Here is a 15,212-nt window from a genome sequence, read left to right as displayed (position 1 = left end):
AAGAAGCCCCGCGGCGAACCGCGGGGCTTTTGTCTTTTCAGTGTTCAGACCTCATCAGAGAGCCGAAATCGGCTTCTGACTTTGCCACCGCCAGCTAAACCGGAACCGGTGGGCCTCAGTTGATCCCCGTCAGCTGGATCTCGAACGTCAGCACCTTGCCGGCCAACGGGTGGTTGGCGTCCAGAATGACTTCGTTTTCGGAAATCTCGATCACGGTCACGGTCATCATCTGGCCGTTCTCTGTCTGCGCCTGCAGCTGCATGCCGACTTCCAGCGGGATGTTGGCCGGAATGTTGGTCCGCGGAACAGCCTGGCGTGCGGCCGGATTGTGGGGACCGTAGGCGCTGTCGGGTTCGATGCGGACCGTCTTCTCGTCGCCAACCTTCATGCCGGGAATGGCCTGGTCGAGACCCGGAATGATCTGGCCGGATCCAACGGTGAATTCCAGCGGGTCGCGTCCTTCGGAGCTGTCGAAGACGGAGCCGTCGTCCAGCGTGCCCTTATAATGAAGACGAACCGTGTCGCCGCTTTTGGCTTCGGTCATGGAGCGTTTCGCAATTCTGTCTGTTGGGTGAGTTTTGAGGCCGCGTTTCGTTGGCGGGTGCTCGTCGTGAAACCAAGCCTAAAGGACGGGCAGCAAAAGTAAAGTCTGCCGGATCGTCAGCTTCTGGATAGTTTCGCGGACAAATCATGACTGAAATGGTGCAGCCCCGGCGCCGATCGTTTCAAACGATGGCCCCGGTGCCGTGGTTCTACTTCGTCCGATGGCGATTGCGCCGCTATTTCTTGCCGAAATTCGCACCTAGCCGCATCTGGATATAGTCATGCGCCGTCATCGGCTCATACTTGCCTTCCGGCCCTGCAAGCACCGTATCCATGTTGGCCTGGGCGAAATAGGCCATCGAGTAGCGAGGGCCGAGATATTCCTGCGGCTTGGGCATGCGCACCCGGTGAAGGTTTGACAGAAGCTTGTCGTCCGACCAGCGCATCAGCATGTCGCCGATGTTGCAGGTGATAACGCCTTCCAGCGGGGGTACGTCGGTCCAGGCAATCGCCCGGCCCTGGCTGTCCTTGCCCGGGCAAAGCTGTAGCCCGCCCTGGCCTGCCTTCTGGTGCAGCAGTGTCAGGCAGTCGAAGTCGGTGTGGGCTCCGGCGCGCCAGAACTTGAAGTCCTCTGGCTTGGCATCTTCCATGCCCAGATAATGGATCAGCCGGAGGGTCGACTGGTATTCCGGTGTCAGCGGGTCGTGCCCGTCGGTGAAGAAGTCCGGCGGAAACTGCAGCTTGTCGGCGAAGCAGGACAGAACCTTCATCGCCAGCGCCCAGTTGTGCCGCTCGAATGCCAGCATGGTCGCCTTGAAGCCGGACAGTTCTTCGCCGGTCGGCCAGAGACCCGTCATGCGCGGCAGGGTGATCTGGTAGCTTTCCTTCTGGTCGGCAGTACCGGTTGAAGGGCGGACCTGTGCCTTGAATTCCCAGCCTGCATTGGTGCCGGGCCGAAGCGGATATTGTTCTTTCGTCTCGGTCGGCAGGTCGAAGAAGCCGGCCGACAAGCGAAAAGCCTCGTCGATCAGTTCCTGCGGGATGCCGTGGTTGCTCAGCTGGAAAAAGCCGATGTCCGTAGCCGCTGCCCACAGATCCTCGGTGATCTCTGCCTTGCGCGAAAAGAAATCCGACATGTCGACCTGGGGAATTGACCGGTCGACCGTCTCACCGACGCCGCCGAAGCCTTTTTCCTTTTCCAGTTCAACGAGACCATAAGATGCAGAGGTGCTCATATTTCCGTTCTCCTTGAGAAAGAGGTCCGGGAGCAATGACCCGTGCTCATGGGCACTGACAGCTTCTACTCCACATAAGAATGTGCCTGCCCGACGCAGGCGATTTGCCATCAGGCCTGGGCGGCGCGGGCCCGTGAAAGCGCCGTCATTTCCTTTCTGCGTTCAATCAGTTGCCGGGTAACACGCCTTGCGTCCGAACCGAGCCCGGCCAGGTCCAGTCCGGGGATGGAACCGTCCCGGACGATCTGCCGCCCGCCGACAAAGCTGTGACGCAGGCTTGCGGCACCCGTCAGCACGGGAGCAAGGGCCGGATCGTGAAGTCCCATGTTGCGAGGGGCGGAAATGTCGAAAACGGCAATGTCGGCGATCATGCCGGGACGCAGCACGCCGATCTCCTCAAAGCCGAGCACCTTGGCGCCGCCTTCGGTTGCCCAGTTGAGCAGGCTTTCGGCTTGCAATGCCTGCACGCCCTTTGTCGCTCGGTGCAGCGCGAAGGCGCTGTAGAGGGCTGCGCCCATGTCGGCGGCCTCGTTCGCGCCTGCGCCATCTACCGCCAGCGAAACTCGGCCGCCGAGGTCGTGCAGGGCGTCAGCTGGAGCAATGCCTGAGCCAAGCCTTGCATTTGCTTGCGGACAGTGCGCCATCCCGGTGCCGGTTTCTGCGAGCATGCGCACCTCGTCCCGGTCGCATTCCACCAGATGGGCAAACCAGACGTCCGGCCCGAGCCACTGCTGCTCGGCAAGCCAATCAACCGGTCGCTTGCCGTATTTCGCCAGGGTGAAGTCCACGTAGGTCCGGTTTTCCGAAAGATGCGAATGAAGGCGCAGGCCCTTGCCGCGGGCAAAGCGGGCGATGTCGGCAAGCTCTCCCGCATCGACATTGAACGTCGGCGTGGTCGGTGCGACGGCAACCCGCCTGCTGGAACCTGGGGACGGGTTGTGCCAGCGGTTTGCAGTCCGCTCGATGCTTGCCAGAAATTTGTCCAGTGGCTCGCTTGGTGACGGTGGCAGGCTCGGATCGGGAAAAGACCGGCCTTTCGTTCCACCACCCCGGGCCAGGACGAAACGGATGCCAAGCGCTTCCGCCTCTTCAAAAAGCACGTCCGCCGGATCGTAGTCATAGTGGTCGGAATAGACGTAGTGATGATCGCAGACCGTCGTCGTTCCGGTGAGAAGCAGTTCTGCCAGTCCGATCCTGGCCGAAACGCGAAGGGTTTCCTCGTCGATCAGCGGCCAGTAGCTGTAGGGAACGTTCATGAGCCAGTCGTCAAGTGGCGCATTCATGCCTTCCGGCACGGCTTTCAGGACAGACTGGAATAGATGGTGATGGGTGTTCACCAGACCCGGTGTGACCACGCATCCACTTGCATCGACAATCCGTTCGCCTTGGCGGGGTTGCAGGTGGCCGATTTCCGCAATCCTGCCGTCGTGAACGCGGATTGCACCGCTGACGCGGTCTCCCTCCCGGGTTCCGGTGAGGCCGTAGTCAATGTTGTTGATCAGGAAGCTCGTCATTTCTGTCCCTTCGGTAGTGACCAGGGAAAGAAGATCCGCTGTGCGAGGCTGACAAGCTGGAACAGGACCAGCGACATGATCACGAGGATGACCAGTCCAGCCCAGGCCTGGGGCAGTTTGAACATCGACGTGGAGAACTGGATGAAGTAGCCGATGCCTTTTTCGGCGGCGACGAATTCGGACACGACAGCGCCGATGACCGAAAGCGTGATCGAAATCTTCATGCCCGAGAAGATGTAAGGCGTCGCATAGGGCAGGCGGATCTGCGTGATCTCCCGGAAGGACGGCGCGCGCAGCGACCTGGACAATTCGATCAGCTCCGGTGGCGTGGCGGCCAGACCTGTCGTCATGGAAACGACCAGTGGAAAGAACGAGATCATGAAGGTGATCACGACGCGTGGTGCATCACCGGTGCCCAGCACCACGATGATGATCGGGGCAACGGCGACGACCGGGACAGACTGGATGACCACGAGCAAGGGATAGAATGCACCCGAAAGCAGCCGTGATTTTGCAAGGCCGACGGCAATCGGAAGCGAGATGACAAACGATACGGCATAGCCGATGAGGGCGACCCGAAGCGTTGCCCAGATATGCTCCATCCAGCGTCCGGCTGTAACGCTCTCAAATCCGCCCAGAATGCGGGAAGGGGCGGGCAGCACGAAAGAGGGAACGGAAAACAGCCGTGTCCCGGCTTCCCAGATGACCAGGATCAGGAGAAAGGTGATCAGGGGAAGTACGACAGGCATCCGGAGCAGCTTTTCGGAAACCGGCAACGGCCGCTCCAGACGCTCGGGCTTTGGGGTGGTCTTCGCCGCGGCGGTGTCCTGTGTTTCGCTGACAGTCATCAGGCGGCCTCCTTTCTGATCAGCAGCGAGCGGAGTTCGGCCGAGAAATCCTGCATCTCCGGCGTTCTCAGCGCGCTTTCGTCTCTCGGACGGGCGGTAGGCACCTGCAGGTCCGCGATGATGCGGCCGGGGCGCTCGCTGAGCACAAGGATCCTGTCGGCCAGCAGCGCGGCTTCCGGAATCGAGTGGGTGATGAAAAGAACTGTCTTCGGACTTGCTTGCCACAACCGAAGAAGTTCAAAGCCCATGGCATCGCGGGTCAGTGCATCAAGCGCTGAAAACGGTTCGTCCATCAGAAGAATGTCCGGATTGAGAAACAGAGCCCGGGCAATGCCGACCCGTTGCTGCATGCCGCCGGAAAGCTCCGACGGCAGCCGCTTTTCAAATCCTTTCAGGCCGACGGTCTCGATGATGGTGCGGGCCTGTTCGCGGTCCTCCGTGGTCACCCGTCCGTATTTGTGGCGAACCGGAAAGACGACGTTGTCCTCTACGTTCGCCCAGGGAAGCAATGTCGGTTTCTGGAAGACGATGCCGACATCGTCCCTCGGCATCGTCACCTCTTTGCCGAAGACACTCACCGTTCCCTTTGAAGGTTTCATCAGTCCGGCGGTCAGCCTCAGCAAGGTCGATTTTCCGCATCCGGATGGACCGAGCACTGCTACAAACTCATGCTGCGCAATGGTCACGGTGACCCCGTCCAGGGCGGTGACGGATCCCGAGCCGGTCAGAAATGTCTGACCGACCGAGGAAAAGCTGATCGCGTTGTTGGTGAGTGCCACTTGAGGGTTACTCCGCTGCCGGCAGGAAAGAGCGGTTGACAGCGTCTTCAGGTTTCAGGGATGCCAGGTCCAGATCCTGAGCCGCGGCAACGCGGGTCCATGTCGCCGCCAGCCTATCGGCATCGATTGTGCCGAGCGGGAATTTTTCAGTGACATCGTTGAATGCGAGCTTGGACGCATCCAGCCAGGATCCCTTGACGTCTTCCGCCGAAAGTTCCGGCACTTGTGCGGAAACAGCTGCAGCTGCCTTGTCCGGGTTTTCATAGGCAAATTCGAGGGACTTCTTGAAGGCCGCAACGAAGCGCTTGGCGACGTCCGGGCGCTCCTCCAGGAATTTGTCGCCCGCAACTAGCGATGCGGAATAAAGCTCAAGACCTGCGTCAGCCCAGGGCAGCACGACCAGTTCCTTGCCGGCCTCCGCCGCCTGGCCGGAATAGCGCGAGACATCGGTCAGCCAGGCGATGATCGCGTCCGACTGGCCGGTCATCAGCAGCGGCCCCAACGCGCCAGGGTCGGATTTGGTCAGGGTGATATCTTCTTCCGACAATCCGTTGTCGGCCAGAACCAGCGGCAGGAACACGTTGGAGGAGGTGAAAGGCGAAGTCGCGATCTTCTTGCCTTTGACATCCTTTATCGAGGCAATGCCGCTGTCCTTGGTGGTGTAGAAGGCGTGCGGTCCCATGTTGAAGATGGTCATGACGGCGGTCACCGGCACGCCTTCGGTCGCCTTGGCTGCCATCAGGGCGCCCATGCCCGCGGAACCGATGTCCGATGCCCCCGTGGCGATCTTTGTGATGGCCTCGGAAGACCCGCGCCCCGGTTCGATCTTGATCTCGAGACCGGCTTCTTCGCAGAAGCCTTCCTGAATGCAGACATAGATCGGCGCCTTGTCACCGCCGGGCAACCAGTCGAGCTGATAGGTCACGAGATCGGCCGCAGCCGCCGGAAACGACCCAACCATTGCCGCCATGGCAACAACCAACGACTTACCGTCAAACATGCGCATCGGCACATCCTTTCGCTGTACTTTCTCTGGAAGGTTTTCGAGTGGCGGGAGCGTTTTGTTGTCTTCGGCCGGCATTCTCATCTCCTGGTCTTGGATGCGGGCGCGTTCGTGCCGGGCATCGTCGATCAACTGAAAGATGAGCAATGTCGGAACCGTTGGGCTCCACCGCTTCTACTCGACCTCTACGGGAAACCGGTGTGCGATTTTTGTCAAGAAAGCCTCAAGATGAAACCGCGAGAATAGTGATCAAGAGGCCAATATTTCAGCAGTTGCCTTTTAAATCGCCAGTCTTTTGATGTGTTTCTGTTCAACGTGACTGACTGATTGCAAAGTCTTGCGGGGTGAGCGTGTTCATGCTCCCTTCAGGGGGAAGAAATCAAAGGAGCCTTGCGTGACTGATACTCATGACGACAAAGATATCGCGCTGTTGCGCCGGGCATTTGAAATCGCGCGGCAGGCGCGGGAAACGGGCGATCACCCATTTGGCTGCCTGCTGGCAGGCCCGGACGGAGAGGTTCTGATGGAGCAGGGTAACGGTTATTCCGCCGAAGGGCAGGACATGACCGCCCATGCAGAAAGGCTGCTGGCGACACGGGCAAGCAAGCGCTGGCGCCCGGATTTTCTGGAAAGCTGCACGATGTACACGTCGGCAGAGCCGTGCGCCATGTGCTCCGGCGCTGTCTACTGGGCGGGCATTGGTCGGGTCGTCTTTGGCCAGACCGAAAAGTCCCTGAAGGAACAGACGGGTGATCACGAGGAAAATCCGACACTCGATTTGCCCTGCAGGACTGTGTTTGCGGCGGGGCAACGCAAGGTGGAGGTTGTCGGTCCGCTTCTGGAAGAAGAAGCGGCCGGCCTGCAGGCGGATTTCTGGGCAGGGAAATAGTCACCGCTTGTTGCGGTCTTGATGCTGAACCTTCGCAGGCCAGTCAGTCTTTTTCCGCGGCCTTGGAACCGGAACGCAGTGGCGCGCGGCTGAGGTCGTTGACCGCCTCTGTTGCCTTTTGCAAGAGACGCATGAAATCGTCAGCCTCTTGGCGATCGAGCCCGCTGAGCATCACCTGTTGCGCCTTTTCCACCGCAGGGCCAAGCCGCGACAGCGCATCGGTTCCGGCGTCCGTCATGTGAAGCACCTTCGCGCGCCTGTCCTTTTCGCTCACGGCGCGTGACAGGAAGCCCTTCTGCACCAGCCGGTCGACTACGCCGGCTATCGTGGTCCGGTCATAGGCAATCAGGCCTGCCAGCGTTATCTGGTCGATGCCCGGGTTTTCCGCCACCCGGACCAGCGCCGCGAATTGCACCGGCGTCATGTCGAATCCGACGGCATCCACTTCCGTATGAAACACCGCCACTGCGATCTGCTGCAAACGGCGGATCAGGTGTCCGGGCATCTGTTCAAGGTTTCGCATCGCCGCCTCCAGGGAGCTCAAAAAAGGAAGTATGCTGATTATATTTGACAGCATGCTGATAATCAGTATGCTTTCTAATTAATCCGTTGTCGATGTTTGTTTGGACATCGCGGCGGAATTGTCAAACGCGAAAGACCCGCAATGCGGCAAGGAAGTCCGGGCTTGAACACCGGCAGCTTTCGCGTGGCCCCATCATGCTGGCGCCGGCCTCTCCCAAGAAGGAGGGCCGGTTGCCAAACTGCCGGAAAGTGGCGGAGGAGACGGTTTCATGCAATTTCATCTCGACGGCTTCAAGACCGGTGATCCGGTCATTCATGAACCTAATTCCGACGCCACTGCCCTGGCCAACACAGACAGCCTGCCGGAAGAAGTCGATGTCCTCATTGTCGGTTGCGGTCCCGCGGGCCTGACGCTTGCCGCTCAACTTGCGGCTTTCCCGGACATCCGAACCCGTATCGTGGAGCAGAAAGCCGGCCCCCTGCAGCTTGGCCAGGCGGATGGTGTCGCCTGCCGGACAATGGAAATGTTCGAGGCGTTCGGCTTTGCCGAGCGACTGGAAAAGGAAGCTTACTGGGTCAACGAGACCACTTTCTGGAAACCGGACCCGGCGTCTCCGGACACGATCGCCCGCAGCGGCAGAGTTCAGGATGTCGAGGACGGTCTGTCCGAGTTTCCGCATGTCATTTTGAACCAGGCGCGCGTTCACGACTTTTATCTCGAGATCATGCGCAATTCGCCAAACAGGTTGGAGCCCAACTACTCCCGCCGGCTGGTCGATCTGGATATGGCGGCCGAAGCAGGGCGGGAGTGGCCGGTTACGGTTCAGCTGGAACGCATGGACCCCGGACACGAAGGTGAAACGGAAACCGTACGCGCAAGATACGTGGTCGGTTGCGACGGCGCCCGCAGTTCCGTGCGCAGGGCGCTGGGCCGCGAGTTGAAGGGCGACAGTGCCAATCAGGCCTGGGGCGTGATGGACGTTCTTGCCGTGACGGACTTCCCGGATATTCGCTTCAAGGCGTTGGTGCAGTCGGCCAGTGAAGGCAGCATCCTGATCATTCCGCGTGAAGGCGGATATCTGGTCCGCATCTATGTCGAACTTGACAAGCTGCGGCCGGACGAAAGGGTCGCAAACCGGAACATTACGGTCGATCATCTGATCGCCGCAGCCGGACGCATCCTTCATCCCTATTCTCTCGACGTGAAGGAAGTCGCCTGGTGGTCGGTCTACGAAATCGGTCAGCGGCTTTGCGACAAGTTCGACGATGTTCCGGCAGGAGGCGCTCCTGGTCGCTTGCCTCACGTTTTTATTGCAGGCGATGCCTGCCACACGCACAGCCCGAAGGCAGGGCAGGGCATGAACGTCTCCATGCAGGACACGTTCAATCTTGGCTGGAAACTCGCACACGTACTGAAGGGACTGAGCGAACCGCAGCTGCTTGCCAGCTATTCGGCCGAACGCCAGGCGATTGCGCAGAACCTGATCGATTTCGACCGGGAATGGGCAAAGCTTGTCAGCGCGCCGGTGAGATCGGAAAGCAATCCCGATGGCGTCGAACCGGCTGAAGTTCAGAAATACTTTGTGCAGCATGGCCGTTATACCGCCGGCACAGCCTCGCGCTATCTCCCGTCCCTGTTGACGGGTGACGGTGCGCATCAGCAATTGGCGGAAGGTTTCCAGATCGGCATGCGGTTTCATTCCGCCCCTGTCGTTCGTCTTGCCGACGCCAAGCCGGTACAGCTGGGCCATGTCGTAAAGGCGGACGGTCGCTGGCGGATCTTCGCCTTTGCCGATAAAGGCGACCCGGCAGCGGAAACGTCGGCCATCCGTCGTCTATGCAACTTTCTGCAAGACGATCTGGCCTCACCGGTTTTGCGTCATACGGCGGCGGGTGAAGATATCGATGCGGTTATGGATCTTCGCGCAGTCTTCCAGCAAAACCATCGCGATCTGGCCCTTGGGCGCATGCCGTCACTGCTGCTACCGGCAAAAGGCCGCTACGGGCTGAGGGACTATGAAAAGATGTTCTGCCCGGATCTCAAAAGCGGCAACGACATTTTCGAAATGCGCGGCATTGACCGGGATAAAGGCTGTTTGGTCATCGTCCGGCCCGATCAATATGTCGCCGAGGTATTGCCGCTGGATGCCCATGAAGCATTGTCGGGCTATTTCCAGGGCATTCTGAAAGAGCGGCGCTAAGTCTGCGTTTCCCAGCACAGGCGTAACGCGCCAGGCCGGTTTGACGTCATCCGCCTGGGAACCTGGTATCAACGTGCGCCGATACGCCAGGCGACGGCCATGGACTTGAGCGCGGCGAGAACTGCGAAATAGGGCATGATGACCAGAGGCTCGGCAAACGAGCCCAGTGCGAAGGCCATCACGAGATAGAACAGGGAAACGATTGTCGCAAAGAGGCTGGCTGAAACAGCCTTGAACCCGCCGCCGCGGGCCTGGACGAACACGACCACCGCCCAGACAATGGCAATTGCGAAGGCAATGCCGACGAATATGCTGACGATCAGATTGTCTTCCAGGAAATTACGCAGGTCATACCAGTCGAACATGCTCTTGCTCCAGGTGATGGCATGACCGGAAGCTAGTGCACGGTGGAGCTGGCCGCATTCCCCATTTGGGGCGTAAGTTGGAGGGCTCGCTCCTTGCTTCAAACCCCTCGCAACGCAGAAACAAAAAGCCCGGCATTGCTGCCGGGCTTTTCGCTTTCAACTCTCGTGAGAGAGACGAAAATCTTAGTCTTCGGACTGCTGCTTCAGAGCTGCACCGAGGATGTCGCCGAGGGACGCACCGCTGTCGGAAGAGCCGTACTGAGCGACAGCTTCCTTCTCTTCTGCGATCTCGAGAGCCTTGATCGACACGGTGACCCGACGGGTCTTCTTGTCGAACTGGGTGATGCGGGCATCGAACTTGTCGCCAACGGAGTAACGCTCCGGACGCTGTTCCTCGCGATCGCGGGACAGGTCGGCGCGACGGATGAAGGCAGTCAGGTCGCTGTCTGCGATCTTGACGTCCAGGCCGCCGTCTTTGATTTCGATGACTTCACAGGTCACGACGGAGTTCTTGCGCAGTTCGCCAGCTGCACCCGATTCCATCGGATCGCCGGAAAGCTGCTTGATGCCGAGGGAGATACGCTCCTTGTCGACGTCAACATCCAGAACGACGGCCTTGACCATGTCGCCCTTCTTGAACTCTTCGATAACCTGCTCGCCCGGGCGGTTCCAGTCGAGGTCGGAGAGGTGAACCATGCCGTCCACGTCGCCGTCGAGGCCGATGAACAGGCCGAATTCGGTCTTGTTCTTGACTTCGCCTTCGACTTCGGTGCCGATCGGGAACTGCTCGGCAAATGCATCCCACGGGTTCTGCAGGGTCTGCTTGAGGCCCAGGGAGATGCGGCGCTTGACCGGGTCGACTTCCAGGATCATCACTTCGACTTCCTGAGAAGTGGAAACGATCTTGCCCGGATGGACGTTCTTCTTGGTCCAGGACATTTCGGAAACGTGGATCAGGCCTTCGATGCCCGGTTCCAGTTCCACGAATGCGCCGTAGTCGGTGATGTTGGTCACGCGGCCAGTGAACTTGGCTTCGATCGGGTACTTGGCTTCGATGCCATCCCACGGATCGGTTTCAAGCTGCTTCATGCCGAGGCTGATGCGATGCGTGTCCTGGTTGACGCGGATGATCTGCACCTTGACGGTCTGGCCGATGGTGAGAACTTCCGACGGATGATTGATGCGGCGCCACGCGATGTCGGTGACGTGCAGCAGGCCATCGATACCGCCGAGGTCGACGAACGCACCGTAATCGGTGATGTTCTTGACCACACCTTCCACGGTATGACCTTCTTCCAGGCTCTGGACCAGTTCCGAACGCTGTTCGGCGCGGGTTTCTTCCAGAACGACACGGCGAGACACGACGATGTTGCCGCGGCGCTTGTCCATCTTCAGGATCTGGAACGGCTGTGGGGTGTGCATCAGCGGGGTCACGTCGCGAACCGGACGGATATCGACCTGCGAACGCGGCAGGAAGGCAACTGCGCCATCCAGATCGACGGTGAAACCACCCTTGACCTGGTTGAAGATCTGGCCGTTGACCTTTTCGTTTGCTTCGAAAGCAACTTCCAGGCGGACCCAGCTTTCTTCGCGGCGAGCTTTTTCGCGCGACAGAACAGCTTCGCCAAGAGCGTTTTCAACGCGCTCCAGGTAAACCTCGACTTCGTCGCCGACCTTCATTTCGCCGTCACGGCCTTTTGCGCCGAATTCCTTCAGCGGCACGCGGCCTTCGACCTTCAGACCGACGTCGATGACTGCCAGGTCTTTTTCGATCGCGACGACGGTGCCCTTTACGACGGCACCTTCATACAGGTCGTTCTGAACGAAGGACTCTTCGAGAAGAGCGGAGAAATCCTCCATGGAGGGATTGTAATCAGACATATATGCTCCTGGCGCCTTCAGGCGCGCCGCCGGCGGGTTGGTGTTGCACTCCGGATCTGTCCTTCTCCCGGGATCGCGGTTTCCGCTGATCCTGCCGCTATCGAAAGCGGGCCGGCGGGGCGAGAGGCGGAAAATCCGGTCTCGTCACAGGTCGCCGGAAAAGGCGCCCTGCCGAAATTCTCTGGTCGTTCCGTAAAGAACTGATGGCCTGAGGCCACATGCGTTCCGGATGCACAAACAGGGGCGCACCGGTGGTGAACCCCTTGTCCTTATCAGGCACCCCTGGCGCGGGAGATGATATCCACAGCCGCCTGGAACGCGGTCTCTATATCCATTTCTGTCGTATCAAGCAAGACCGCATCGTCCGCCTGGCGCATTGGAGCCACGGTTCGCTTGGAATCGCGCTCGTCCCGGCGCTTGAGATCCTCCAGAACGGCGGCATATTGCGCGTCCTGCCCCTTGGAGACCATCTCGTCCGTCCGGCGCTTTGCGCGGGCCTCGGGAGAGGCGGTTACGAACAGCTTCACTGTTGCATCGGGGCACACCACCGTGCCGATGTCGCGACCGTCGAGAACGGCGCCGGGAGGCGTCTGGGCGAAACGCCGCTGCAGCTTCACCAATTCGTCGCGAAGGCCGCCGAGAACCGCGATGCGTGACGCCGCTTCGCCGATCTCGTGAGCCGACAGGACGGACTTGTCCATCTGGGCCAGATCGAGGTTATGGGCAATCTCGATGGCAACACCTTCGTCGCCAAGCGGCAGGCCATTGGCCAGAAGCGCGGCCGCAACCGCGCGATAGGTCAGCCCGGTGTCCAGGTGCCGCAGTCCGAAATGATCTGCCAGCCGGCGGGAGAGGGTCCCCTTGCCGGAAGCCGCCGGTCCGTCGATTGCGATGATCATGCGGCCTCGCTGGTGTTTGCGGAAATCTTAGCGCCAAGGCCGTCGAAGAGACCGGTGAAGGTCGGAAAGCTGGTCGCGATCACAGCGCCGTCGTCAACCGTCACCGGCTTGTGGGCAGCCATGCCCAGCACCAGGAAGGACATGGCGATGCGGTGGTCGAGATGGGTCACCACCGTGCCGCCACCGATCGCATCGGCACCACCGGTCACGGTCAGCGTGTCGTCGGTTTCAACACAAGGGATGCCGTTGGCTTCCAGCCCGCGGGCAACAGCGGCCAGGCGGTCGGATTCCTTCACGCGCAGCTCCTCGAGCCCCGGCATGAACGTATCGCCTTCGGCAAATGCGGCAGCAATGGCCAGCACCGGATATTCGTCGATCATCGACGGCGCCCGGTCGGCCGGAACAGTGATGCCCTTCAGCTTGCTGGCCTTCACGTGCAGATCGCCCACTTCCTCGCCGCCCGTCTCGCGGCGATTGACGATGGAAATATCGCCGCCCATTTCAATCAGGGTGGTGATGAGACCGGTGCGGTGCTCGTTCAGGAGAACGTTTTCGATGACGACGTCGGAACCCGGCACGATCAATGCCGCCACCAGGGGGAAGCCCGCCGAGGAGGGATCACCAGGCACGTCAATATCCTGCGGCTTCAGTTCAGGCTGGCCCTGCAGCTTGATCACGCGCTCGCCGGCCTCGTTTACGGTTACGGAAATGTCGGCGCCGAAACCCTTCAGCATCTTTTCCGTGTGGTCGCGTGTCGGGATCGGTTCGATGACGGTGGTTTCGCCAGCGGCATTGAGGCCGGCCAGCAGAACGGCCGATTTGACCTGCGCCGAAGGCATGGGCACCCGATAGGTGATCGGCAGTGCCTGCTCCGGGCCGCGGATGGACGCCGGCAGACGGTCGCCGTCGCGGGCAATCACGTTGGTACCCATGTCGCGCAGCGGATTGAGCACACGGCCCATCGGTCGTTTGGACAGGGAAGCGTCGCCGACAAATGTAGCGGCGATGTTGTGGCTTCCGAAGATGCCCATCGTCAGGCGCACGCCGGTGCCGGCGTTGCCGAAGTCGATGACATGCTCCGGCTCAAGCAGGCTGCCGAGGCCGATCCCGTCGACGGTATAGCTGCCGTCCTCGAGCTTGGTGATGGTTGCGCCGACAGCACGCATGGCGTCAGCCGTGGCCAGCACGTCTTCCGATTCAAGCAGTCCCTTCACGGTGGTGCGTCCAACGGCAAGCGCGCCGAACATCAGGGATCTGTGGGAGATGGACTTGTCGCCGGGCACGCGGATCGTGCCGGTCAAGGGGCTGCCCAGGCTGGAAGTCAGAGGCTTGGGCGCAGAATCGTGTGACATTTTCAATGTCCGCAAATTGGATCGGTTGTCAAAAGGTGACACGTCCTATCATGTGGATGCGCCTGCGTCATCCGTTCAGACCACCCGAATCCGAACTTCGCAAAATTTCCCGGCATTGGCAGAACGACAAGCAGATTCAAACGTGTGCCGGTCTGCAGGGCGTGTGGGTAACGCGGTCAGGCGCTTGAAATTTGAGTCACAACGTGCAGAACAATAATCCGAAGAATGTTTTTCGATTGATTTGCCTTTGACACCGGAACGGCTTGAGGCTATGGGGCGGCCCACGAATTCAAGTCGATTGCATAACGAAGAAGGGTGAGCACAGTGGCAAAACCTGAACTTGGCACAAAGCGGCTCTGCCCGAGCTGCGGCGCCAAATACTACGATCTCAACCGGAACCCGGTCACCTGCCCGAAATGCGGCACGGTGTTCGAGGCGGTCATGACCTCCCGTGCCGCGAAGGCTGCGAAGGTCGAAGAGACGCCGGAAGACGATGAAGAAGAAGACGACGTCGCAGCTCCGGAAATCGTGACCTTGGAAGAGGCCGATGCGGAAGCGGAAGGCGGCGACGACGATGTGCCGGATCTGGAAGATACGGACGTCGATCTCGACGACGACGAAAATAGTGACGACGACGACGTCTTTATCGACGATGAAGATGAAGACGAAGAATCCGTCCCGGGCATCCGCGTCGAAATCGACGAAGATACGGATCGCTAAGCTATTGTCCGGACAGGCTTTTCAGTCTGTCCGGGCTTTTCCACAAGCGGCAGAAAAGATCCTGATATTTTCTGCTTGATCTTGTGTGGAGGTGTGACTATAACCCGCCTCCATCGACGCCGGCACCCAAACCGGCTCTCATATGGAACATGGGGCCATAGCTCAGTTGGGAGAGCGCTACAATGGCATTGTAGAGGTCAGGGGTTCGATTCCCCTTGGCTCCACCATTCCAGTCTTTCTTCGAAAAATTTGCATTTTGAGCCGACCAGGCAGTGGGCCGTGTGCGGTTTGTCTTTGCCGCGAGCGATCGCCGATTGACTGTTCTGCCGCCACCGGGAAGCTGTTCCTGAATCCTTGCATCGCGTCCCAGCGGGCGTTGGCACGGACACCTTCCACATATCCAGACCCATTGTCAGATTCGCCGATTAACGGCATTGAAACAATTCACCGCTAGTGTTTCC

The 15,212-nt window shown here is 59.8% G+C and carries 14 protein-coding genes and 1 tRNA gene; 4 read left to right on the top strand and 11 right to left on the bottom strand.

Features of this window, described 5'->3' with window-relative positions:
- Positions 1-115: 115 nt before the first annotated feature.
- From FIU93_RS03165 to FIU93_RS03140, 6 genes are all read right to left on the bottom strand, one after another.
- Entirely contained in the window at positions 116-544 is a 429-nt protein-coding gene (locus FIU93_RS03165) for a peptidylprolyl isomerase (RefSeq protein WP_022998960.1), read from the bottom strand.
- A 235-nt stretch (positions 545-779) separates the two neighbouring features.
- On the bottom strand, positions 780-1,778 hold the full coding sequence (locus tag FIU93_RS03160; protein WP_152504810.1) for a 2-oxoglutarate and iron-dependent oxygenase domain-containing protein: 999 nt from the start codon (positions 1,776-1,778) through the stop codon (positions 780-782).
- Between the two features lie 110 nt (positions 1,779-1,888).
- Positions 1,889-3,292, bottom strand: a complete 1,404-nt coding sequence (locus FIU93_RS03155; protein ID WP_152504809.1) for an amidohydrolase family protein — start codon at positions 3,290-3,292, stop codon at positions 1,889-1,891.
- The gene (locus FIU93_RS03150; RefSeq protein WP_286202399.1) at positions 3,289-4,140 is read right to left on the bottom strand and encodes an ABC transporter permease; all 852 of its coding nucleotides are present in this window, start codon (positions 4,138-4,140) and stop codon (positions 3,289-3,291) included. The genes FIU93_RS03155 and FIU93_RS03150 overlap by 4 nt, the downstream gene beginning before the upstream one ends.
- The gene (locus FIU93_RS03145) at positions 4,140-4,919 is read right to left on the bottom strand and encodes an ABC transporter ATP-binding protein (RefSeq protein ID WP_062490764.1); all 780 of its coding nucleotides are present in this window, start codon (positions 4,917-4,919) and stop codon (positions 4,140-4,142) included. Before FIU93_RS03145 ends, FIU93_RS03150 begins: the two co-directional genes overlap by 1 nt.
- Positions 4,920-4,926: 7 nt before the next feature.
- Positions 4,927-5,919, bottom strand: a complete 993-nt coding sequence (locus tag FIU93_RS03140) for an ABC transporter substrate-binding protein (RefSeq protein ID WP_152507481.1) — start codon at positions 5,917-5,919, stop codon at positions 4,927-4,929.
- A 397-nt stretch (positions 5,920-6,316) separates the two neighbouring features.
- Between FIU93_RS03140 and FIU93_RS03135 the strand changes: the two genes are divergently transcribed.
- Positions 6,317-6,811: a nucleoside deaminase gene (locus tag FIU93_RS03135; RefSeq protein WP_022998954.1), complete on the top strand. Its 495-nt coding sequence runs from the start codon at positions 6,317-6,319 to the stop codon at positions 6,809-6,811.
- Between the two features lie 43 nt (positions 6,812-6,854).
- Here the strand turns inward: FIU93_RS03135 and FIU93_RS03130 are convergent, their stop codons facing one another.
- Positions 6,855-7,334, bottom strand: coding sequence for a MarR family transcriptional regulator (locus FIU93_RS03130; RefSeq protein ID WP_023014439.1), 480 nt, complete (start codon positions 7,332-7,334; stop codon positions 6,855-6,857).
- Positions 7,335-7,602: 268 nt separating this feature from the next.
- Between FIU93_RS03130 and FIU93_RS03125 the strand changes: the two genes are divergently transcribed.
- On the top strand, positions 7,603-9,534 hold the full coding sequence (locus tag FIU93_RS03125) for an FAD-binding monooxygenase (RefSeq protein ID WP_152504808.1): 1,932 nt from the start codon (positions 7,603-7,605) through the stop codon (positions 9,532-9,534).
- Between the two features lie 68 nt (positions 9,535-9,602).
- Here the strand turns inward: FIU93_RS03125 and FIU93_RS03120 are convergent, their stop codons facing one another.
- From FIU93_RS03120 to aroA, 4 genes are all read right to left on the bottom strand, one after another.
- Positions 9,603-9,899 carry a hypothetical protein gene (locus FIU93_RS03120; RefSeq protein ID WP_022998951.1) on the bottom strand — a complete coding sequence of 99 codons (297 nt, stop codon included), beginning with the start codon at positions 9,897-9,899 and terminating at the stop codon, positions 9,603-9,605.
- A 183-nt stretch (positions 9,900-10,082) separates the two neighbouring features.
- Positions 10,083-11,780: a 30S ribosomal protein S1 gene (gene rpsA / locus FIU93_RS03115; protein WP_031268654.1), complete on the bottom strand. Its 1,698-nt coding sequence runs from the start codon at positions 11,778-11,780 to the stop codon at positions 10,083-10,085.
- A gap of 272 nt (positions 11,781-12,052) precedes the next feature.
- Positions 12,053-12,679 (bottom strand): (d)CMP kinase, encoded by a 627-nt coding sequence (gene cmk / locus FIU93_RS03110; protein WP_022998949.1) that lies wholly within the window; start codon positions 12,677-12,679, stop codon positions 12,053-12,055.
- Positions 12,676-14,031, bottom strand: coding sequence for a 3-phosphoshikimate 1-carboxyvinyltransferase (gene aroA / locus FIU93_RS03105; protein ID WP_173017255.1), 1,356 nt, complete (start codon positions 14,029-14,031; stop codon positions 12,676-12,678). The genes cmk and aroA overlap by 4 nt, the downstream gene beginning before the upstream one ends.
- Positions 14,032-14,355: 324 nt before the next feature.
- Here aroA and FIU93_RS03100 point away from each other — a divergent pair, with 324 nt between their 5' ends.
- Together FIU93_RS03100 and FIU93_RS03095 are read left to right on the top strand one after the other, a co-directional pair.
- The gene (locus FIU93_RS03100; protein WP_022998947.1) at positions 14,356-14,751 is read left to right on the top strand and encodes a TIGR02300 family protein; all 396 of its coding nucleotides are present in this window, start codon (positions 14,356-14,358) and stop codon (positions 14,749-14,751) included.
- Between the two features lie 151 nt (positions 14,752-14,902).
- Positions 14,903-14,978, top strand: a tRNA-Ala gene (locus FIU93_RS03095).
- The last annotated feature ends 234 nt before the right edge of the window (positions 14,979-15,212 follow it).

It is taken from the genome of Labrenzia sp. THAF35 (assembly GCF_009363595.1).
GTDB lineage: Bacteria > Pseudomonadota > Alphaproteobacteria > Rhizobiales > Stappiaceae > Roseibium > Roseibium algicola.
The sequence above is the reverse complement of the archived record's forward strand: the minus strand, read 5'-3'. Positions and strand labels throughout refer to the sequence as shown.